This window comes from Shewanella gelidii (assembly GCF_014647855.1).
Taxonomy (GTDB): domain Bacteria; phylum Pseudomonadota; class Gammaproteobacteria; order Enterobacterales; family Shewanellaceae; genus Shewanella; species Shewanella gelidii.
Genome location: NZ_BMPZ01000002.1, coordinates 484,515 through 505,952, shown reverse-complemented (window position 1 = coordinate 505,952; position 21,438 = coordinate 484,515). Strand labels below are relative to the sequence as shown.

At 42.4% G+C, this 21,438-nt stretch carries 19 protein-coding genes and 1 other RNA gene; 5 read left to right on the top strand and 15 right to left on the bottom strand.

From position 1 onward, the window contains the following. Nucleotides 1–10: 10 nt before the first annotated feature. The 8 genes from IEY18_RS05725 to IEY18_RS05690 all read right to left on the bottom strand — a co-directional run bounded on the left by IEY18_RS05725 (nucleotide 11) and on the right by IEY18_RS05690 (nucleotide 10,908). Nucleotides 11–631 (bottom strand): energy transducer TonB, encoded by a 621-nt coding sequence (locus tag IEY18_RS05725; protein ID WP_188918713.1) that lies wholly within the window; start codon nucleotides 629–631, stop codon nucleotides 11–13. A 1-nt stretch (nucleotide 632) separates the two neighbouring features. Next, a complete protein-coding gene (locus IEY18_RS05720; protein ID WP_188918711.1) occupies nucleotides 633–1,037 on the bottom strand; it encodes an ExbD/TolR family protein in 405 nt (134 codons plus the stop codon). A gap of 13 nt (nucleotides 1,038–1,050) precedes the next feature. Continuing rightward, the gene (locus IEY18_RS05715; RefSeq protein WP_188918709.1) at nucleotides 1,051–1,578 is read right to left on the bottom strand and encodes a MotA/TolQ/ExbB proton channel family protein; all 528 of its coding nucleotides are present in this window, start codon (nucleotides 1,576–1,578) and stop codon (nucleotides 1,051–1,053) included. Beyond that, nucleotides 1,578–2,933, bottom strand: coding sequence for a MotA/TolQ/ExbB proton channel family protein (locus IEY18_RS05710; RefSeq protein ID WP_188918707.1), 1,356 nt, complete (start codon nucleotides 2,931–2,933; stop codon nucleotides 1,578–1,580). The genes IEY18_RS05715 and IEY18_RS05710 overlap by 1 nt, the downstream gene beginning before the upstream one ends. Next, entirely contained in the window at nucleotides 2,933–3,715 is a 783-nt protein-coding gene (locus IEY18_RS05705) for a DUF3450 domain-containing protein (RefSeq protein ID WP_188918705.1), read from the bottom strand. Before IEY18_RS05705 ends, IEY18_RS05710 begins: the two co-directional genes overlap by 1 nt. A 385-nt stretch (nucleotides 3,716–4,100) precedes the next feature. After that, nucleotides 4,101–5,048 (bottom strand): class I SAM-dependent methyltransferase, encoded by a 948-nt coding sequence (locus IEY18_RS05700; protein ID WP_188918703.1) that lies wholly within the window; start codon nucleotides 5,046–5,048, stop codon nucleotides 4,101–4,103. Between the two features lie 132 nt (nucleotides 5,049–5,180). After that, complete coding sequence (locus tag IEY18_RS05695; RefSeq protein ID WP_188918701.1) at nucleotides 5,181–7,820, bottom strand: TonB-dependent receptor; 2,640 nt, start codon at nucleotides 7,818–7,820, stop codon at nucleotides 5,181–5,183. A gap of 697 nt (nucleotides 7,821–8,517) precedes the next feature. Further along, nucleotides 8,518–10,908 carry a DNA polymerase II gene (locus IEY18_RS05690; RefSeq protein WP_188918699.1) on the bottom strand — a complete coding sequence of 797 codons (2,391 nt, stop codon included), beginning with the start codon at nucleotides 10,906–10,908 and terminating at the stop codon, nucleotides 8,518–8,520. 133 nt (nucleotides 10,909–11,041) lie between these two features. Here IEY18_RS05690 and dinG point away from each other — a divergent pair, with 133 nt between their 5' ends. The 5 genes from dinG to IEY18_RS05665 all read left to right on the top strand — a co-directional run bounded on the left by dinG (nucleotide 11,042) and on the right by IEY18_RS05665 (nucleotide 16,005). Next, nucleotides 11,042–13,117, top strand: coding sequence for an ATP-dependent DNA helicase DinG (dinG, locus tag IEY18_RS05685; RefSeq protein WP_188918697.1), 2,076 nt, complete (start codon nucleotides 11,042–11,044; stop codon nucleotides 13,115–13,117). 46 nt (nucleotides 13,118–13,163) lie between these two features. Continuing rightward, nucleotides 13,164–13,826: a primosomal replication protein gene (locus IEY18_RS05680; RefSeq protein WP_188918695.1), complete on the top strand. Its 663-nt coding sequence runs from the start codon at nucleotides 13,164–13,166 to the stop codon at nucleotides 13,824–13,826. A gap of 10 nt (nucleotides 13,827–13,836) precedes the next feature. Then, nucleotides 13,837–14,541: a DUF2057 domain-containing protein gene (locus IEY18_RS05675; RefSeq protein WP_188918693.1), complete on the top strand. Its 705-nt coding sequence runs from the start codon at nucleotides 13,837–13,839 to the stop codon at nucleotides 14,539–14,541. A gap of 42 nt (nucleotides 14,542–14,583) precedes the next feature. Further along, a complete protein-coding gene (locus IEY18_RS05670; RefSeq protein WP_188918691.1) occupies nucleotides 14,584–15,489 on the top strand; it encodes a histone deacetylase family protein in 906 nt (301 codons plus the stop codon). 237 nt (nucleotides 15,490–15,726) lie between these two features. Continuing rightward, nucleotides 15,727–16,005: a late competence development ComFB family protein gene (locus IEY18_RS05665; protein WP_188918689.1), complete on the top strand. Its 279-nt coding sequence runs from the start codon at nucleotides 15,727–15,729 to the stop codon at nucleotides 16,003–16,005. A 24-nt stretch (nucleotides 16,006–16,029) separates the two neighbouring features. Here the strand turns inward: IEY18_RS05665 and ffs are convergent. The 7 genes from ffs to pspB all read right to left on the bottom strand — a co-directional run bounded on the left by ffs (nucleotide 16,030) and on the right by pspB (nucleotide 21,420). After that, an RNA gene (gene ffs, locus IEY18_RS05660) (signal recognition particle sRNA small type) lies at nucleotides 16,030–16,126 on the bottom strand. A 174-nt stretch (nucleotides 16,127–16,300) separates the two neighbouring features. Then, nucleotides 16,301–16,642, bottom strand: a complete 342-nt coding sequence (locus tag IEY18_RS05655) for a ComEA family DNA-binding protein (protein WP_188918686.1) — start codon at nucleotides 16,640–16,642, stop codon at nucleotides 16,301–16,303. Between the two features lie 149 nt (nucleotides 16,643–16,791). Then, on the bottom strand, nucleotides 16,792–17,973 hold the full coding sequence (gene megL / locus IEY18_RS05650) for a methionine gamma-lyase (protein WP_188918684.1): 1,182 nt from the start codon (nucleotides 17,971–17,973) through the stop codon (nucleotides 16,792–16,794). 98 nt (nucleotides 17,974–18,071) lie between these two features. Beyond that, a complete protein-coding gene (locus IEY18_RS05645; RefSeq protein ID WP_188918682.1) occupies nucleotides 18,072–19,286 on the bottom strand; it encodes a TIGR01620 family protein in 1,215 nt (404 codons plus the stop codon). 2 nt (nucleotides 19,287–19,288) lie between these two features. Further along, entirely contained in the window at nucleotides 19,289–20,728 is a 1,440-nt protein-coding gene (locus tag IEY18_RS05640) for a YcjX family GTP-binding protein (RefSeq protein ID WP_188918680.1), read from the bottom strand. Between the two features lie 70 nt (nucleotides 20,729–20,798). After that, on the bottom strand, nucleotides 20,799–21,194 hold the full coding sequence (pspC, locus tag IEY18_RS05635; RefSeq protein WP_188918678.1) for an envelope stress response membrane protein PspC: 396 nt from the start codon (nucleotides 21,192–21,194) through the stop codon (nucleotides 20,799–20,801). Beyond that, nucleotides 21,181–21,420: an envelope stress response membrane protein PspB gene (pspB, locus tag IEY18_RS05630; RefSeq protein ID WP_188918676.1), complete on the bottom strand. Its 240-nt coding sequence runs from the start codon at nucleotides 21,418–21,420 to the stop codon at nucleotides 21,181–21,183. The genes pspC and pspB overlap by 14 nt, the downstream gene beginning before the upstream one ends. Nucleotides 21,421–21,438 lie beyond the last annotated feature (18 nt).

Below are 21,438 nucleotides of genomic sequence, written 5' to 3'. Positions count from 1 at the left end.
CATATCTCCTCTACTTATTTTGGTCGTCAAGTGAAAAGTCTAACTGAACAGTCAAGCCAGTACGCTTCATCGGTTTGCCATCAACAATTTTCGGCTTGTACTTCCACTTTTTAAGCGCCTTGATTGCTGACTTATTAAATAAGCGTTTTGGTTCAGCTTTAATAACTTTAACGTCGGCTGTGCTTCCGGTTTCCGTAATCGAGAAACTCAGTTGCACCCAACCTTCTTTTCCATCACGTAAAGCTTTGATCGGCCATTGTGGTGGAATACGTACGATTGGCGCTACATCACCATCGCGAGTCATCATGTTGCCAAGTTTAAAACCAGTGCTTGCATCACCTGTGTTTAAACTGCCCATACTAAACGCCATATTGGTATCAATATCTGACGAAGAGTCAGGTGGCGGAGTATCTGGCAGTGGTGGTTGCTCTGGTGGTTTTGGTGGCTTAGGTTTAACCCTAGGTTTATCCTGAACTTCTGTATCCTGCTTGTCCATGCTGATCTCGATCACTGGAGAATCAGATTTGACGTCGGCGCGTTTAGCGCCGCCGCCGACCAAAAAGGCCATGAATACGAACAGGGCAAAAGTAACAGCACCACCAACAATGAATGATACTATTCCTCTTAGCATATTACTCCTTCCCCGCTGATACCGATATTTTATCGACACCTGCTTTCTTAACATTATCCATGACCTTAATTACAATGCCATGTTCTGCTAGTTTATCTGCTTCAATCAAGACAGCAGCTTCGGGAGTTTCCGCTAACATACGTTCAACGTTCGCTGTAACTCGTTCAATGTCAACCTGACGGTTTTCCATCTTAATTACACCTGTGCTGCTCACACCAATAAAAATGTTCGCAGCCTTTTTCGTGGTCGCTGTCGACGCTTCAGGCTTATTATAGTCAAGTCCAGATGGCTTGATAAACGATGTTGTTACAATGAAGAAAATCAGCATGATAAACACGATGTCTAGCATCGGCGTCATATCAATTTGCGCTTCTTCGTCTACACTGGAATGCTTTTTACGTGCCATTTTCAATCTCTCTCTAGTGGTGCGGCAGACTGTCTTTCAGTCTCTCTAAGCTGATTTTCATTTTCGCATCGAGTCGGGTACTGAAGAATACGCCCGATAATGCCGCAACCATTCCTGCCATTGTTGGCATGGTCGCCATTGAAATACCAGCTGCCATCATACGAGCATTACTCGTGCCATGAACCGCCATCACATCGAATACTTGTATCATACCTGTAACTGTTCCCAATAAGCCTATCATTGGACAAATGGCAACTAAGGTTTTGATAATCAGCATACGTGCATTCAAATCTTGTTTAGCTTGGGACATCCAAGCTTCACGGATACGGTGTGCATACCAAGAGGTAGAGTCCTCTCGAGCATCCCATGCTGCAATAATCGCTTGATGTTGCTTTGGTGATATCCAGTTAAGATACCAGTAGCGCTCAAGCATTAGCACCCACATAAGGAAAAGCACAGCCGCGACTAACCAGAGGACATCGCCTCCGGAGGCCATGAAGCCCCTGACGGAATCCCAAATGTCCATCAGGAATAGCATCATTAGGCGTTCCTCTTCTCAGCGTGCGCAGCAACAAGACCTGCACTTTGCTCTTCAAGTATTTGAACTACAGATTTGCTACGAGCAATTACAATCGCGTGCATTAGCATTAATGGTAGTGCTGCAACTAGACCTTGTACCGTCGTCATCAGCGCCATAGAGATACCACCAGCCATTAGCTTTGGATCACCTGTACCGAATAGTTGGATACTTTGGAACGTTGCAATCATACCCGTTACAGTACCAAGAAGACCCATCATCGGTGCGATTGCAGCAAGAACTTTAATGATCGAGATGCGTGCTTCTAATGCAGGCGTTTCTTTAAGAATAGCTTCATCAAGTTTAAGCTCAAGAGTTTCAACATCAACATTCTGGTTTTCTTGATACACTGTGAGTACACGACCCAGAGGGTTGTTACCAGGGCTATCAACTTTCTTACGCTGACTTTTAACTTGCGCGCCAACTAGGTACAGCTTAACCAAACGTTCGATAGAGATTAATGCACCTAACGCCAGAAGGCCGATAATGATGTAACCAATAGTACCACCCGCTTCGATACGCTCTTCGATCGTTGCTTTTTGAGTGAATACGTTTAATAGAACACCACGTGCTGGGTCAACAAACACTTTAGCAAAACCAGAAGTTGTGCCTTCGAAGTCTTTTACGCTGGCGACATGCTGGCTACCTGGTTGCTGAGATAGTTCCTGAATCAACCCTAAATCAGCGTTGTAAACTACGTACTTTCCTTCAGCAAGAAGGTTATATGCACCAATTCGAGTCACTTTAGCATTACGAACATTGCCATCAATTCCGGTTACTGAGCCGTTAAAGCTTACAACCTTCGCAGACTCAGCCATCTCGAATAACTGTTCTTCCCAAAAACGTTCTAGCTCATCGATTTTAGGTAGTTGTTTACGAGCACCTAGTTCAGCAATAAATTTGTCGCGACCAGGGTACTGTGCACTGATGTTTGAACTGACAAGCTTACCCGCAAAGTCGCCGGCCTCACCCTTCACAACACCAAACATTTCACCCAAGTCACCTTGAGCCGTTTTTAAATCTTCTTCTAACTGAGCAATTTTACGCTCGTTATCTAAAAAGGCTTGGCTTAAATCTTTACCACGTTGTTTTTCAGCAGCAAGAGCTTGCTTCTCACGCTTCAGCAAAGCGGCTTTGTCACCACGCTCGTTTAAGAATTCCTTCTCTCGAGCTTTGTTAACTTTAGAATCTTTAGAGCGATCAACTTTTACTTGTTGCAATAGCTCTTGTATATTTTTAGGCGCATCGGCAGCTTGGGCAATACCCGCTGTCATAGTTAAGCTTGCTGCGATTAGCGCGGATGTTAGTAACTTCTTCATTATTGTGCAGCCTCCGCAGCAGGGATTGGTAACGCAAACATATCAGGAGCACCTTGACCGCGTGCCTGGCGAATCGCCTTTGTGATGTTGCGTAGGTAGCCATCTTCTAGCTTATCCCAACCTTTCGACTCAGCGTTATACATCCAAGCAGCCTTTTGATCTAAGCTTTGAGCATATAAAGCAACACGACCAAAGTTGATAAAATCAACCAGGATCTCTTTACCATCCATTTCTAACTGGCCAGTTTCAACACTCATCTTAGAGCCATACTCGCGCTCGATGTTATAAGCATCAAGAATGAGACGATACTTTTCAGCAAGCGTCACTTCTGCAGTACTTAGCATATCTTTTAGGCGAGCAACTCGTTCTTGACGAATTTCTTGATTAAATGGCAAGTCTAAAGCAATGAATTGCTCTAGTGCTTCTACCATTTTGAACATCAACGGTACAACACCTTGACGTAAAGCATCTACGCCATCGATATCTTGTTGAATTGACTTCATTGTCGCTTCTTGGTCTGCAACCAAAGTAGCAACATAGTCGTTATAAGATTTAAGAGACTCTCTTTCATCAACCACTGAGCCATACTCAAAGAGCATGTCTTGTGCTTGATCAAAATATTTATTGATTTTCTTTTGAGAAGAGGCTGCTTCAGCATGAATTTTGCTATCAGCTTTTTGTACATTGCTCAGCTGATCTGCTGCAACAACGTTACTACCGGCTAAAGCCATCGCACCCAAAAGCGCAGATGCGATTTTAGTTCTATTGCTTACCTTGGACATAGTTCCCAACCAATTTGAAGTGAGTTAAAAAGCTTTGACTCGTTTAAAGAAGCCCTGACGATAAATCTCAAACAGCGACTTCTAACGGTTCTACTTTCTTATGTGATTGTTTTTTTATTTTCAATTTTCTATGCGCTTAAGACATAGACCCGCTGGCATCATTCCATAAAATGTTGACCTATGTCAACATTACCAAGTGAAGGAAAATGCAAGAAAGATGCGTTAAAACATAAAAAATCATGAAGCGCGCGTTTTTACAATTTATTAACCTTTACATTTAACCTCAAGCAATCTCAAAACCAAAAACAGCTAGCTAAGCTGTTGATAAAAACAAACTATAGCGCTAACACTTAGCAGCAATCAAAATGATAAAATTTTGTATATTTTATAGCTTTTCTGCCTGAATGAACCAAGAAACGATCTGTTTTTCTGCGGTTTTAAGCACTTTCACTGCAACTAGAGTCAAACCAAATTTATTCAATTTTGAGATCAACTCTCCCAATTGATTTTCATCAATTGAGGCGTCCGTCAGCTCTTTTAATCGGAGCTCTAGGGCTAAAATCTGTTGTTTAACAAAATCAAGATACCGAAGCTTCTCTGCCAAAGGCCACAACATGCCTTTTTGAAATATTGTTGCAACATAAGACATAAGCTCACTGTCCTTTAATGCGTCTTCATCATTCTTAACTAACTGGTTTATCGTTGAGTTCAATTCCTTTCTGATCGTTTCACACGTTTCATTTGCCTTCACTCGAGCAATATCTTCTGGCTCCCGCACCTCCCCCATAGCTTTGACTAAACGAGCCATAGTCTCGAGCAACTGTTTAGTTTCTTTAGAGCGAATTAAACTTAAAATTCGTTCGTTCCGTCGGATAACTAGCGACTGAAAGTGATGCGAAACTATGGTAAGCACCCCTTTTGGTTTTAACACCCGACTTGCTTCAGGGAGGGATAAATTAAAATCTGAATACTCAATACCAAACTGTGAAATAACTGCATCAAACGATTGAGACTCATAGTCGACTAGGGCTTCGCAATTCTTATTCGACACCAAATCAACTTTAATCGTCGTATGTGCTATAGGTTCGGGTTGATGGACCTTTGCAAAATCAACGCCTATAACAGTTCCAACTTTACCTTCACAGCACTCTCTCACAAGAAGAGCAAGCGCGCCGTTACCAGTAGCTACATCGAGCACTTTGAACTGCTCAGGAAGTTCAGTGAAAGTTTCTTGCCAACAATCTTTCAAGACTCCTTCATAGTTACCTTGAAAGCTATCTCCAAAGGACGTCAAATGCCCTTGATTCCAGTAATCGCTCCAATGAGAATCCATCATTTAACCTTTTAAATTTTTGTTTAGTTTTATTACCGCGAGACACAAACGGACAATATCAATATCAGCATCAAGATCAAGCAAAAACAAAAAAGGGCCCGAAGGCCCTTTTGTATCTATAACTAACTTAGCTTAGAACTTGATTGTATAACTCGCACGGTATTCACGACCGTAGTTGTTGTACAAGTCAGCATCGTTAAACTGACCAGATGAAGTCAATACAGGGTCTTCATCAGTTAGGTTGTTAACACCCAACAAGATTACACCGTAATCACCAGAGTCATAAGTATAGCTGATGTTATGGATAGTCCAAGAGTCCAACTTACCAGTTGGGTTGAAGTCCGTATCACGTTCTTCAGCCGTAGAATCTGTGTAGTTGATGTTCCAAGAGAATCTGTGGTCACCATTAGTGTAGCTAGTCGTTAGGTTAGACTTCCACTCAGGTTGACCAGCCCAACCAGCTGTATCAGTTAGGATAGAGTTGCCAGCAGAATCAGTTTCAGCAATATCTTGCTTGTAAGATAGAACAAAACTGTTGCTCCAAGCTACGCCGAACTCACCAACTTCAGTTTCAAAGTTACCGTTTAATGCTAAATCGATACCTTCAATTTCAAAGCTAGCATCGTTGCGGTAACCTGTACCAACTGATAATGCACGACCTAGTTCACCGTTCGCACCATTTGGAGCACGATTTACATAGAATGTATCACTAGTTGCAATTGAGCCGCTATCAATGCCATCAATCACTTTCGTGTTTGATAACTGAGTAATTACGTTATCTACAGTAAGGTTAAAGTAATCAACCTTAACAGAAATATCATCAACGATATCCCACGCTACACCAAAGTTAATGTACTCAGAAGTTTCTGGACCTAACTCATCATTTGCTGTGATATAAGTGTCAATCTGACGGCTTTCACAATCAGCAAGATCAATACCGTTTGACTCACAGAATGGTTTATCAGTACCAGTTTCAGCACTGAATGTTTCAGCAGCATAAAGCTGATCTAGAGAAGGAGCGCGGAAGGCTTCAGAGTAAGAAGCACGAACAACGACGTTGTCCATAGCTTGCCAGCGTACAGAAGCTTTCGGAGACAGTTCGTCACCAAAGTCGCTGTAATCATCGTAACGAACAGCAAGGTTAAGCTCTACGTCATCATGAACAGGAAGAATGGTCTCATAGAAGAATGCAGTAACTTCACGAGAACCACCTGCAGAGTTACCAGCACTACCACCTACGTTACCCGCTTCAGAAGCAGCATCGTAGACAGAAGCGTAATCTTGCTCGAAATACTCCATACCCACATAGTGGCCAATTGCAGTATCGTTAATTTCACCAGCTTCGAAGCCTAAACCTGCAAAGTACTGATGGAACTCAGAAGAGTCTTCAGTCAAGGTTGTTGCCTTCATGTTGGCAATACCTTCTTCAGAACCAAGGTCGATATCATTCGCCTGGTTGTATGCAAGACCTGTGTAGCTTAAGTAGTACTTACCAACAGACTTGTTGTCAGCCTTGTTGTAGTGGTAATAAACTTCCCACTCAGCATCATTCCAAGAGCTGATTGTACCTTTAAGACCAGTTAAGTAGTCTTGGTTATAATCAGTTACAAAACCATCACGGTTACCGATACCAACCCAGCGGAAGTAACCAGTCGTTTCTTCACCGAACTCATTATGCACGTTATCAGCGCCCATACCACGCCAAGGTGCCGCTGGTGGAGCATAACGACCAAATGATTCGTTTTGCGTGAACATTACACGGCCAAACCACTCAACGTCATCAGCAACTTCATAGTTAGCGTCTACATATACTGTATTACGGTCTACAGAAGCTTTGTTGTAAGAAACGTTTGCGTAAGCAAACATACAGTACTCAGAACCTGCAGACCAATCATCATCAGCACGCACGCGAGCAAAAGTATTTGAGCCATATTCAGCAATTAGATCTTCACACAGTGGAGAAGCAGCTGCAGTAGAGAAATCAGGAGCGGCGACTGTAGCACCATAGATGCTCCAACCGTCAGTTTCAGTATAAGCCTGAATGATTCCGTCACCGTTAAAGTCGGTCATTTTCGCTTTAGTGAAGTCACGATCGCCGTCTGAGATACCTTTACGGTCTTGATGATCAAATGCAAAGGTAATATTACCTTTATCCATCTGATAACCAGCAGTAACCGAGAATTCTTTGCTCGTTAGGCCGCCATCACGTTCACGATTACCGCCACCAACATTAAACTCTAGACCTTGATAGTCTTTCTTCATGATGATGTTTACAACACCAGCAATCGCGTCTGAACCGTATACTGAAGAAGCACCGTCAGTTAGAATTTCAATGCGCTCAACGGCCGCCATTGGAATCGCGTTCAAGTTAGCAGAAGCACCGCCTAACGTAGGCGAGCCTGGGAAACGCTTACCGTCAATCAGTACCAACGTACGCTCAGAACCAGCACCACGTAGGTTAATGGTTGCTTGAGACTGAGCAGAACTACCAGAACGCTCAGAGAATGAACCGAACGAGTTCAAGTTACTGTTACGTAGTGCGTCAGCAACTGTAAAGTTACCTTCTACTTTCATGTCTTCAGTAGAAATAGTAGCAACTGGAGAAGCACCTTCTAGGTCACTACGCTTAATGCGTGAACCAGTAACTTCAATACGTTCTACTTTATCGCCTTCTTCTGCAGCGTAAACTGCTGGCATGGTAAATGCTGTAGCTGCTGCGCCGCCAATTAGTGCGAAGCGCACTGAATTAGCCAAAAAGCTATTCTTATGCATTATCAATCTCCCTGGATATATGTCTTTTATTATTACTGCCACTACATGGTGTGAGACAGTATATAGTTTCGATATAACAAAATTTCGTTACATCTTTTTATATTCGCAGGGGAATAGAATCACATTTGAAACACATTATCAACATTTGAAACGAAATAATCGAAACTTATGAACTTCACTGTGGTCATAAATTAATCGGCCAAATTCGTTTTTTTAGCACCCAGAACACTAAGCCCCCGCACAGCCCCTACCTACAAAGGGTTTGATCGTACTCAGCATTTTTTAATCAGGTCTAATTATATTTTGCTAACTTTGCCAAATGTTAAAAAAATGTTTTGCTGATTGTTTGTTAAATAAAACAAATTTCTATCAAAACTGTATAATTAGCAGCTAGCAACAACATCACTATATATTCACTTTTTTTGCATCAGTTAAAGCCCGACGTCAATCACAATAAAATGGAATTCAAAGATAAAGATCACAAACCATCTATCGACAGAACCTAAAGATATTTAACGTTCAAAGGCATTTACTCAGCCGTGTGCACCGTCATTTACGAGAACCTTGTCACATTCCCAAGAATTACTTATGCAAGAGTAGTCATAACAGGTTTGATACTATTGAACGGTTTTCACCTTTGAAGGCTATTCGCCTTGGAACGCAGGCATCAAGCTCTAGGGTATTGCTGTTCATTTATTTACAGCAAAGACATTTGATTGCTAGTGATCGTTGTAATTTCCTTCCCCAGCACCGCAAAAACCGGTTCGGCAATGGGCAACAGCTGCTTGTCTAAATAGTAGGAGTAATCAATTGCTGATTGGAGATGCTGTGTCGGTTCAGCGCCATTTATCGTTATCATGTACTCAACAAGAGCACCGCGCTTGATCACTTTTGAATCGCCGTTCATACCAAATAGTTTTAATGCTGCTTTGACGTGTGGAATCGATTGCGATTTATAATGTTCCACATTACGTTTTAGTCGCTTTTGAAACACAAGTTCTTGATCAAGCTTGCCTTGCCACAAGCTTTCAATAATATCTTGCAAGTATTGTTCTACAGGCTGATGCGTAAAGAGCCTCTCATACAGTTCATATTGAACCTTTCGTGCTAAAGGGCTCCAATCCGTTCTTACTTGCTCCATCCCTTTAAATACAATTTCTAATTGTGAGTCTGCTTTAGTGTATGCCCCAACATAGCGCTTCTTTGACCCTAGTGATGAGCCCCTTAATGTCGGCATGACAAATTGCTCAAAATGCGTTTCATACTCAAGAACTAAGTGGCTAGTTAAACTCATCTGGCAATTGAGTTTCTCACGCCATTTTTCGGTAATTTGTTGTGCAAGTTCATGACCAAATCTCTGGACATCCTGAGCATCATGCTTTTCGCCTAGCCATACAAAGGTTGAATCCGTATCACCATATATCACTTTATACCCAAGCGCTTCGATCCAGGCTTTCGTCGTCAACATGATTTCATGCCCCCTCATCGTAATTGAACTCGCAAGCTTTGCATCGTGAAACACACAGCCTCGAGAACCGAGTACTCCATACAGAGAGTTCATAATAATTTTTATTGCTTGTGAGAGTGGCAAATCTTTAGCCTGTTTCGCTTGTTCACGAGATGCGGAAAGCTCGGCAATCAAAGAAGGAAGGATAGGAGTGTTTCTGCTAAATTGTGCACCTAGAAAGCCCGGAACTAAGTTATCTTCTCCTTGCGTTGAGATAAGCCCCTTTGGGTCAATTAAAAAGGTTTGGATGATCGACGGGTACAAGCTCTTAAAGTCGAACACCAAAATATCTTTATAAAAGCCAGGGATAGAATCCATTACATAACCACCAGGGCTTTCAATCCCTGTACTCACAGGCTCTGCAGGAGCAATAAATCCAGAACGATGCAAATGCGGTAAATAGAGACGATTAAATGCCTCTACAGACGCGCCGACACGACCAAGCTCTAGACCGGTCAACTGGGCTCGCGCAATTGCAAAGTCAAACAATTTAGTCGACTCAAATATATCCCAAACTAAGCGACTGTCAGTGAGGTTGTAATGAGCTAAAGCGGGTTTATCTTGTATGAACATGGTTTCAATTTCTTCGAGTCGATTATCAACCTGCTCAATTGCTTTCCCTTCACCAAGCAAAGCTCGCGCAACAAACTCTAGTGAATACCGTTCAAAGTGATAAAAAGCAGCTTTAAGCCAATCAATACCATCTAAAACGACACGTCCAGGCAAGTTGAGAGTTTCAGGTCGATATTTATCCTCAACCTTCCAACCCAAAGATTGATTTTGTCGTCCAATGGTTAAATCAATCCCCAGCTTTTTGGCTCTTCGATAAAGCAAGGCCAGATCAAATGTAACCACAGCCCAACCAATGATGACGTCAGGGTCATACGCTTCAAACCAAGCAATAAGACAAGTAATTAGCGCAGCTTCGTCTGCAACAAACTCAATATATTCTTGTTTACCGAAACTCTGTTGATTATTTTTCGTCACTTGACAGACATCGGTTTCCTTCCCTACGAGTATCACTTTGCGATAACTTTTACCATAGAGCGCAACAGAATATAGTTCGCCATGACCACTACATTCAAAATCTAAAGAAATCGCTTTGAGGTTAACATCAATAGCGGCCTTTCTCGCTCTAGTAATAACAAAAATTGCTTGTGAAATTTGATGTTCAAAATAGCCTTCGCATTCGATATCTAATGCGATAAAACGCTCCGTCAAAAAACGCTGCTGGGGCTTAATATCCGCTTCATGAAGGCTGACGCCAAGGTCCTTGGCAACTCGCAATAAATGACGATAGTCTTTTGTAGAACGGCAATAAATTGCGCTCATGGGAAGATGTTGAAAACTTTTTAACTGAAGTGGTTGGGTTCTATAGCCGTTGTGTTGCAAAAGTTTACTTAAGGCTGCTAAATCTTTGCTCGGACAAAAGCAGACATATTCTTGCCCTCTCACTTCAGCCACGACAGACCCATTACGCGTTGCGATATAGTATCGAAGCGTCAGTCCGCTTTGCCCTTGTATAAGGTGACGACTCAGAATTCGGCCTGTTATCGTCTCCCTATTTTGTTCAATTAACATAATTGGTAGTTACTCTGTATCTAGGCAAACAAAAATTAGCAAACGATTAAAATCAAACTCTAACCTTGAATCGATTTAAACTGCAAGCATTCACTGTTATTATATACAGCATCTTACTTGCAAGTGATCCTCCATGTTAAAAGACCAAGTTAAAACTCAAATTCGAGATATCTATAAAGACGTCGCCACGGCTTTACCAAACTTTCGCTCCCGAAGGGAGCAAAACTATATGGTGGCAGAGATCTCTAAGACACTTGCAGGCGAATATGACAAAAACCGTCGAATTATAGTCGTTGAGGCGGGAACAGGTATTGGTAAGTCACTATCCTACCTCCTCGGTACAATTCCGCTCGCACTCGCAAACAAGAAAAAAGTCTGTATCGCCACTGCAACCGTTGCACTTCAAGAACAATTGCTACATAAAGATTTGCCTTTTTTCGCGAAAGAATCTGGACTCAACTTCCGCTTTGGTCTCGTTAAAGGACGCCAGCGCTACGTATGCTTATCTAAGCTTCGTCAATTAACCGGTACAGACAATGAAGCGCAAGCTGCTTTATGGCAAACCCGTCCAGACAACCACCAGGTCAAACAGCTACAAACACTACTTAAAGAATATGAAACGGGCCAGTGGAACGGCGAAGTAGATACACTGAGTGAACCTGTACCAGATCATTTATGGCAACAAATTGCTTGTGATAAACATAGCTGCCATAAACAAGTTCCAAGCCATAGCCATTGCCCTTTCCATAAAGCGAGGGAAGATCTCGATACTTGGGATGTCCTCATCGCCAACCACAGTCTTTTATTTGCGGACTTAGAACTCGGAGGGGGGGTAATACTCCCTGAGCCAGAAGACCTCTACTACGTTGTCGACGAAGCACATCACCTTCCTGTCGTAGCCAGGGATTTTTCGAGTGCACAAGCGACCCTACGCGGTGCATGTGATTGGCTAGAAAAAATCGGCAAAACAACCGCAAAATTACAAACTCAAATCAAGAGCAACAGCATTATTTCACCAGCTCAATCAATGCTAGATCATATAAGTGAACTCACCACTCAACTCAACCAAGTTGCAAACTTTTGTGAAGGCCAGATTCAGCAATTCTCTAACCCAGAGAACCGATATCGATTCGAACATGGTCAAATCCCAGAATCCTTACTTATCCTTGCAGAAAATTTATCAACAACATCAAACTTAGCTGTTAAACAGTTCAATAAAATGATGATGCTGCTTACCGAAGCAATTAAGGATGGCGATATAAATAAAATAATCGCAGAGCCATTAGTCACCGAAACAGGTTTTATGATGCAGCGGCTTGAAAACCTCCACAAGCTTTGGAAGATGATTGCTAAACCTGACAATAAAAAAGGGGCACCTCTCGCCCGCTGGATAGAACTCATTACGGGCAACAAACAAGCAGATTTCCTGTTTTGCGCATCCCCAATAGAAGTCGGCTTTATGCTCGAATCATTAATCTGGGAAAAAGCGGCTGGAGTGGTTTTATGTAGCGCAACGTTAAGGGCGCTCAATCAATTCGATCACTTCACCCATCAAGTGGGTCTATCTATCAACGATGGCAGCCGTTATTTAGCGCTACAATCCCCTTTTGACTATCAAAACAATGCAACACTGTTTTTGCCACAAATGGATACAGAGCCAACCCATGATGGCTATACCGAAGAGCTCGCAGAAAAAATCAGGTATTTAGTTGAAGACGAAATGGCAACGCTCGTTCTTTTTGCTTCCTACTGGCAGATGGACAAAGTTGCAGATTTACTAACCAATAAACTCAAAATAAAACTTCTAATCCAAGGCACATTGTCGCGACAAGAAATACTAGAACAACACAAAACAAATTGTGATAACGATATACCAAGTATTATTTTCGGAACCGGTAGCTTTTCAGAAGGGCTCGATTTGCCTGGAGACTATTTAACAAATCTCATCATTACCAAGCTACCTTTTGCTGTGCCTACCTCACCAGTAGAACAAGCACATGCCGAGTACATTAAAGTCAAAGGTGGGAATCCGTTTTTAAAGCTCACGATCCCCGATGCTTCTCGCAAATTAATCCAAAGCTGTGGACGTTTACTTAGAAAAGAGCAAGACTATGGTCGTGTAACAATTTTAGACCGACGCTTAGTTAGCAAACGCTATGGCAAGTCTTTGTTAGATGCACTACCACCATTTAGAAGAGTAATCGAGTAACTTTGGGCGTTCTTGCCTTTCATTTTTATTTCACGGGTCAAGCCAATTGAATTCAAAGCAACTCATCACAAAACTCAAACAACAATATTCTGCATTGGCTCAGGAAGTGTTCAATCACGATACTCAGTTGCCCGCGTCACAACAAAAGTTACTACAAAATATAGAGCGTTTTAACGAAGAACTATTTGTTCAAGAAGGAGCAAAGCTGTCGCCATGTGTAGAACAGCTGCGCCACGACATTCAACAATTGGAAAAACTACTTAATCACAAGGCGCACAATCAAGCCATTGAATTACATTGTGAGCGAATTCAGCAGCGCTTTTCAGCGATAAAACGAGCCATGACAACCACGCAAATAGACATTAAATCAGTCAAGCAGCAACAAGTCAGCAAACGGGCTCGAATCAAGAAATATCAAGAAAAAAATCACCAAAATGCAGGCTTTAATTGGATTGCATCTAATGTAATGCAATCGAGCCACCAGCTCTATGATGAACTAAATAAGCATCTAAACTGGGCAAAAAAAATTGAATATAAGATCCAGCAATTGCAATATCAGTTAGAAAGCTGTCATAGTGCTGAAAAAATTGCGAAGCAAAATGAAATTTTGCTCATGCATCGGCGATTGGGTAAGTGTCGTCAAGCGATCAGCTATATCGAAGATCGTATCCAAGTGTTCGAGCGCCCATATCAAAGTCATAATCGTTAAAGGAATGAGAATGAAGAAGCTACTTTCCGCATCCGCTATTCTAGCGCTTGTCAGTTCAACCTCTGTTTTTGCGGCTAATCTAAACATCCCTATGGATTTCGAATATTTAGCTTTAGATGGCAAAAAAGTGAAAACGAGCCTGTTTAAACACAAAGCCGACCTAGACTTGACCCAAGGCGAACACAAGATCGCAATTCGTTATGCAGACATGATTGATGATGACTTTAATGACAGCCAAAGCGAAGTTTCATCGAAGCCGTTTGTCATTACAATTCAAGTTGATGGAGACCACGAATACAAACTGAAGCCTGCCGAAGGTGAGTTTGTCAGAAATCCCCATAAATTTGCAGAGAAACCGCAAATTGTCATTCGCAGAACGGATAATGGTCCAGTCAACTATGCTGTAACCCAAACAAACATTGAAGAGAAAAGCTATCTCTCCAGCGTTTTTGGTGGCGATTCAAATGACCAAGCAGAGAAGCATATCGTCGCAACAACTGCAGCACCGACAACAGCACCAACAGCACCCGTCGCAGTCGTGGCTCCAGCAACTGCAGTTGCAGCTACAGCGACTGTAGCTCCAATATCGGCACCAGCCGTAAAAGCTCCAGCAGCAACGGATGCACGAGCACAGCAAATGCTGCAATACTGGTGGTCTCAAGCCGATGAAAAAACCAAAAAAGAATTTATGAGCTGGGCAATTCAACAGCTTTAAACTGACTTTGGCTTTAATGATTCGAGCAGCGAAAATCGTTTAATGATTGACCTTGTCTACCACGCCAGCTACTCCAAGCTGGCGTTACCCCAACAACATGGTTTTCCAATAACTAAATATCAGCACTTATTTGAATATTTGCTTGGACACAAACTAGCAATCGAATCACAATTCCATCAGCCGCAAAAAGCACAACCTGTTGAATTAAAACAAATCCACTCTCCCGAATACGTCACACAATTTGTCAACAATAAACTCTCTAGCAAAGCGATTCGTAGAATTGGTTTTCCTTGGTCTGAGCACTTAAAAGAACGAACATTGTACTCTGTCAACGGAACATACAAGACAACCGAGCTAGCCTTACAGAAGGGCATTGCGATTCACCTTAGTGGCGGGTATCACCACGCCCACTATGCTTATGGTAGCGGCTACTGCATTTTCAATGATTTATATTTTGCAGCACATCAATTGCTTCACAATAAGCAAGTACACAATATTCTTATTTTTGATTGCGACGTCCATCAAGGCGATGGCACAGCCGCTTTAGCTAGCCATGCCCCTGAAATCATCACCGCCTCGATCCATTGTGATAACAATTTTCCTTCCAGAAAACAAAACTCTGACTATGATTTTGCGTTACCGGCTCACGCTAATGACCAGCATTATCTAGAAACCGTCGAGCAAGCCCTCACACTACTTATTCGGCTTCACCAGCCCGATATCATCATCTATGATGCAGGGGTCGATATTCACCAAGATGATCGCTTAGGACACCTCAACATTACCGATCAAGGCCTATTCAAACGAGAGCAATTAGTTTTATCCATCGCCCAAAATTCAGGCATTCCGATTGCTGCGGTCATTGGTGGTGGATACGACAGAAATGAAACAAGCCTGAGCCAACGTCATAGCCAATTATTTAAAGCTGCTAATCAATTATTTGCGTAATCCCTTGATATGACCTCAAGTTATCGACAAAGTGTGCGCTATTACAAATCAATAATTTGCACCTATAATAAACCAATATAGACTAAAAGATTGAACATGATATTGAGTCGTAGCGACGACTAACATGCTAATCACACTAGAATTATTTGATTTAAGATTTACAAAAATCAATTTCAAACGTATTGTTTCTAGTGATGGCTGAAGACGAGTCCAATGCGCGAAACACGGAGAGTAGGTATGCAACTTGAAATTCGAAACTATTATGAAGTTTTATTGCTTGAAATACTGCAGGATGAAGGCCTTTTAGATGAACTTCCTGAAGACTATATTTCTGATCTATGCTGCGTCACGCTAAACCAGTTACCTGTGCGTTATGTCAGACACCTAGTCGACACTTACTTCTTTGAAGATTATAACGAATTACAACAAATGAAAGCAGAGATCCAAGATAAGCTTGAAAAATCGAGAGCCTTCCTCAAACAAAATCTACACAAAAAACTGAAAGAAGCAGAATAAACCAAACGGAGAGTTTTGGAGGTTCCCCTAGAGCCACACTCCGGCACACGAGTCGCCTGCTGCGGTTGCTCCCTTCCGGGCCTGGCCGAGTTCACAAGTTATCGTTGCGGAGGGACCCTAGGGTCACCATTGAATTTCTAGAGTTGCCTCTAGAACGGCGTGGATTATCCCCTAACCTAGTTCGATGATCAAGCCATTTACTAAAAGAATCCCTCAAGCATGCGCTAGGTGGTGAATCTATAGACAAAAGCCTGCTTGAGCAGGCTTTTTCTTTGATGAAACTTCGCCAAAATCTTTACAGTCGTATATTGGCTCTGTTCTGCTCAACGATTACCGGGCCGATGCCAGGGACGGCCGTCAAATCATCAATACTGCTAAAGCTTCCATATTTATTCCGGTAATCCACAATGGCTTGAGCCTTCTTTTCACCCACGCCTTTCAGAAGACTCAATTGCTCCGCAGTATCTTTATTGATATCTACGCTTTGCATCGTGGTCTTCACATTGGCCTCAGCATGATTAACCTTGGTCGTCACTGCTTGAGTTGCGAGCGAGAGTTCAAGGCTAAAGGGTTCTGCGTCAACACTCAAAGTGGATAAGCTCAGGCCAACAAGCCCGGCAAGTAATAACTTGTTCATATTTAATTCCTTGTATAGTCCATGAATCACTAAACCTACCAACAGGTCACTGGCAACAATCTAGTTCCTTGGTTTAGTGACATAAATCTAGGATATGAACTCAACATTTGCAAAATACGAATTAAAATTAAAACCAGTCACATTGCGATTCAGCTCACTGGAACTAAAGCAACTTTCAATGCATGAATCAAGTCATCAACATCTTCTAAACCTACCGATATTCGCAACAAATTGTCTGTAATACCCGCGGCATCTCGAGCTTCTTGAGTATACGGAGAATGGGTCATTGAAGCGGGGTGCTGAATTAATGATTCTGCATCCCCCAAACTAACTGCGATTGAAAACAAATCTAGACGATTGATAAAAGCAAGCGAACCTTCAAAATCCGTCGCCAATTCAAAAGCAATGACGCCACCCGCTCGCTTCATTTGAGTTCCAATGTGGCGATGCCCTTGATGCTCATCGAGCCCTGGATAAAATACCCGAGCAACTTTCGAATGTTGATTTAGAAAGTTCGCTATTTTCTCCGCACTGTCGCAGTGACGCGTTAAGCGAATATCAAGGGTTTTTAATCCCCGAGAAATCAACCAAGCATCATGGGGGGATATTACTGCACCAATATCTTTAAGCGTTTGAAATTTTACTTTCTCAATAAACTCACTTCGTCCACACACAACACCGGCGATAACATCGCCATGACCATTCAAATACTTAGTGGCCGAATGCACAACCACATCCGCGCCTAAATCCAAGGGTTGCTGTAAAAGCGGCGTCATAAAAGTATTATCTACTATCGTAATAATTTGTTGTGGTTTGGCTATACCAACGATTGCTTTGATATCAAACACTTGCAAATGAGGATTCACTGGCGTTTCAAAAAAGATAACCTTTGTGTTATCTGAAATTGCGTGTTTTATAGCTTCAGGCTCGGTAAAATCGACCAGAGTACATTCAATTCCAAATTTAGCCAGCTGCTCAGTTAATAATGAAAATGTACAACCATATACCGCATTGGAAGCAATCACATGGTCCCCTTGCTGCAGCGCTGATAACAGGGCAGCAGAGACGGCCCCCATACCAGATGCTGTTGCGGCAGCGGCCTCTGCCCCTTCTAGACAGGCGATTTTTGTCTCGAGTTCGGTGGTTGTAGGATTACCTAATCGAGTATAGATGTAACCGGTTTCGTCACCACGAAAACGAGCTCCGCCTTGTTGTGCATCGTCAAAAACAAAAGTCGCGCTTTGGCATAATGGTGAAACTAATGCGCCACTGACATTCGGCAGGTGGCCCGCATGGATCGCAATCGTGGCTGGCTTCCATTTTTTTTCCATCGTTTGTTACTCCTCTCCCCTTCCGTTTAATTATAGTTATGGGGAGGCTCTAACATAATCGCTCGAACTATTTAGCCCAATGTTAGCTGCAGAGAAACCTAGTCTATCGATGTAAGATTTTTGTTACGCTCTTTGCGAAGTGCGTTGACTGAAAAGCGTTTGAGCTCAGCTAAAAGTTGTTGATGAATTTTTGAAAGCTTGGGTCGACTATCAGTAGTAAAAGGTACAGAACGACACAGTGCCATTGCTTGATACCCTAGCCGAGCAGTTAACAAGCCACCACCGAGCCCTTGACCCAACCTCGCCGATAATCGATGCGACATTTCAACCGAAAATAACTGAGTGCCTAAGTCAGTGATTATCTCTGTCGTCCCAGCATATACGATATTCGTAACAATCCCTTTTATAAGCCGAATGCGAGACCAATACCCCAACTCAATGCCATACACTTGCGCAATTTGATTTATCATCCGTTGATTTCGCCACAGAATAATGGCCATATCAACGATAGCTAAGGGGCTGGCTGCAAGTAATAAAGCAGATTCTGCCGCAAAACGGCTCACTAATTTTTTCGCTATTGTGTCTTGTTTCTGCACCACAGTTCGTTCAAACAATACAAGCTTTTCACTATCGTTATGATCATCATTTTGCAATTCAATGTAGCGCTGAATATCTACGCCCGGTGTAATATTCGCGAGCAAAGGATTGATAAACTTGTCCGCTTCACCAATTTGCATGCTTTGACGTAACCGATTAGCAATCTCATGTTGAGAAGCAACATGCTTTAATCGTCGTAGCTTTCTCCACTCGACAAAAGTCGTTTTGGCTGCAATGAATATAATTAAACTCGCAACAAAAGAATACAGCCCAAACAGCATGGGGCTCGTCAGCCAAGCTTGCTGTAAACTCAATGCAGTTTCTACGATAAATAGCAAAACTAGACTTAAAAGCAATAACTGAAATAATAGAGATTTAAATATGGATGATGAACTGTGGTTTTTGTTTCGCGTAGCGCCAAGGCCTAACTGTTCAATATCAAGCCCTGATTGTATTGCTGCTTTTTCGGTTTCAGAGTCCAGCGTGGCATCAAGCGCTTCCAGCTTTGCATCATTATCAAATTCTAATTGTTGTGCGAGTTGCTCAATATCGTCTGCCGAATTTGCATTAGTATTGTGATTTTCATTTTCAAAAACCTCTTCATGATGAGTGTTATCTGGCTCTTTAGCCGGTCTCTCACCTTCACTAAAGTCAACTTTTGGCTGCAAGCTATCCTGCTCGTGACCGAGCTCATCACGATTATTCGATACGTTCATATTCACTCCAACTTATCGCCAAGTAAGAACTGCAGTAAATGATCAAGGCGAATATGTTCAAATGGCTCTCGACGATTTAATGGCACAAAGGGCGGTGCAAATGAGACAAACTCAAATCCTTGTTTTTGCCAAAATTTAGAATCTGGTAGTTTTCTTGGCACCTCACCGGGATACAAAGTAACAGCCTTTCGTTGCTCGAGAGACAGGCCTCGCACAACTTCGAATGACTGTTCGTCTTTCTTTACCATTCCGTGTTGCGTGGACTTAATAGCGCTTATAGCCATGGTTTCTACTTCGCAGCCTTCGAAGCTCGCAAAGTGCTGGCAGTGGCTCAACATATCGCTCAACAGGCTCAAAGTATTCCCTTGTTGATCACGAGTAATGTGATCCACTTTACTCGCTGCAAACAACAATTTATCGACTCGCGGAGAAAACAAACGCCTTAAAAGGCTTGATTGGCCAAATTGAAAACTTTCAACGATGCCATTCAAGGCATGGGTCATATCTTCAAACTGAGAGCGACCTTTATTCAAAGCGCTAAAACAATCAACAAGAACCAGTTGTCTATCGAAGCTTGCAAAGTGGTTGCGATAAAAGGGCTTCACCACCTGACTGACATATTCTTGGTAACGCCGTTTTAATATCTTGTAATTAGATTCGCTATCGAGTCTTTCATAACGCTCCACCTGTTCCTCTGTAAGGTTAAGGAGTGGGAAAAAAGTCAGCAGTGGAGTGTCTTCGTACTCCCCAGGAAGCAGCATGCGCCCCGGCTGAGCGAGGTAGTAACCTTGGTTTTGCACTAAATCAATAAGTAAACTTCGGTAACAACCAGCAATAAGCTTGAGCTGTTTGTCCTGAGCTGGCGCTTCAAGGTCTAACAATTTAAATTGATTTTCAAAATCAGCAAATAATGGCGATTGCTGAAATGCTTGTTGACGCTTTGATTGACTTATAGACCACTGGCAGTAATCAAGCTTCAACATTGGTAAATCAAGCAGCCATTCACCGGGGTAATCGACAATATCTAAATATAACGTGGCAGTATCTGAAAGTTTGGCTAAAAGCCCTTTTTCTGGACGATATTTTATCGCGAGTCTGAGTTCAGTGATGGTTCGAGTTGATGCAGGCCACTGCGTAGGTTCTTGGCTAAAGCATGCCATTGCCGATGGATAATCAAAGGTGGCAATATCTAAATCTGGCTGCATGCTTGATTTTACACCAAGTAGTCGCCCTTCCCGATTGACTTGCCATAAAGGTAAACTACTTTGATTCGAGCACGTACCCGAAGCGAGAAGTTGATTCACCAGCCCTGTAATGAAAGCTGTCTTGCCAGCACCGGCCAGCCCCGTGACCGCTAGTCTTAAATGTCGGTCTGCGCTTCGACTGGCTAAATCTAATGTTTTCTCGGTTATTTTGTTGAATGATCTTTCAAATATGCTCATACAACTCACAAATCTAAAGAATGGGAGCGGTGCATCAGTTGTAACTGTTACCGCCCATGGGATAGTGAAACTATAAGTTGTCTATTTCTCTTTTCAAATCAAATTGATCAGATGTTACGTACTGTTCAAGCTTTTGTAGACGTAACTCGAGTGAACGAAACTGTCCATTTACATCTCGAAGTGCTTGTTGTGCCGGTTCTCCAGCCTGCCAAAACTTCTTCTTTACCTCGATATCCTTATGCTCATACTGCCCTTGCACTGTTGCCGGCTTAATATCAAGGATCATCCACAATAGAATATAGGCGATAACAATGATCCCAGAGCCGCCCAGCAAAAAGATTGAAACCGTTGCAACTCTGACTAACCAAGGTTCGAAGTTAAAATACTCAGCTATCCCTGAGCATACCCCAGCAATTTTGCCAGTTTGGGGTATGCGATATAGTGTTTTATTTTCAGGTCCGCTCATGTTTAGTCCTCCACTCTGGCGACTCTGTATCTAATATCGATTCGAGTGTTTCAATACGAGTCGCCATTTTATCGGCCTTCACAATCAGTTCATTGAGCTGGTTATACTCTTCTTCGCTAAACCCTTGGCTTACTTGCCTTTTACTTCGGTAATGAAGAATCAACCAAATAGGGGCAACAAATACCATGAACACAATAATTGGTACCACTAGAATCTCTAATTCCATAATTCACCCCGAGTATTA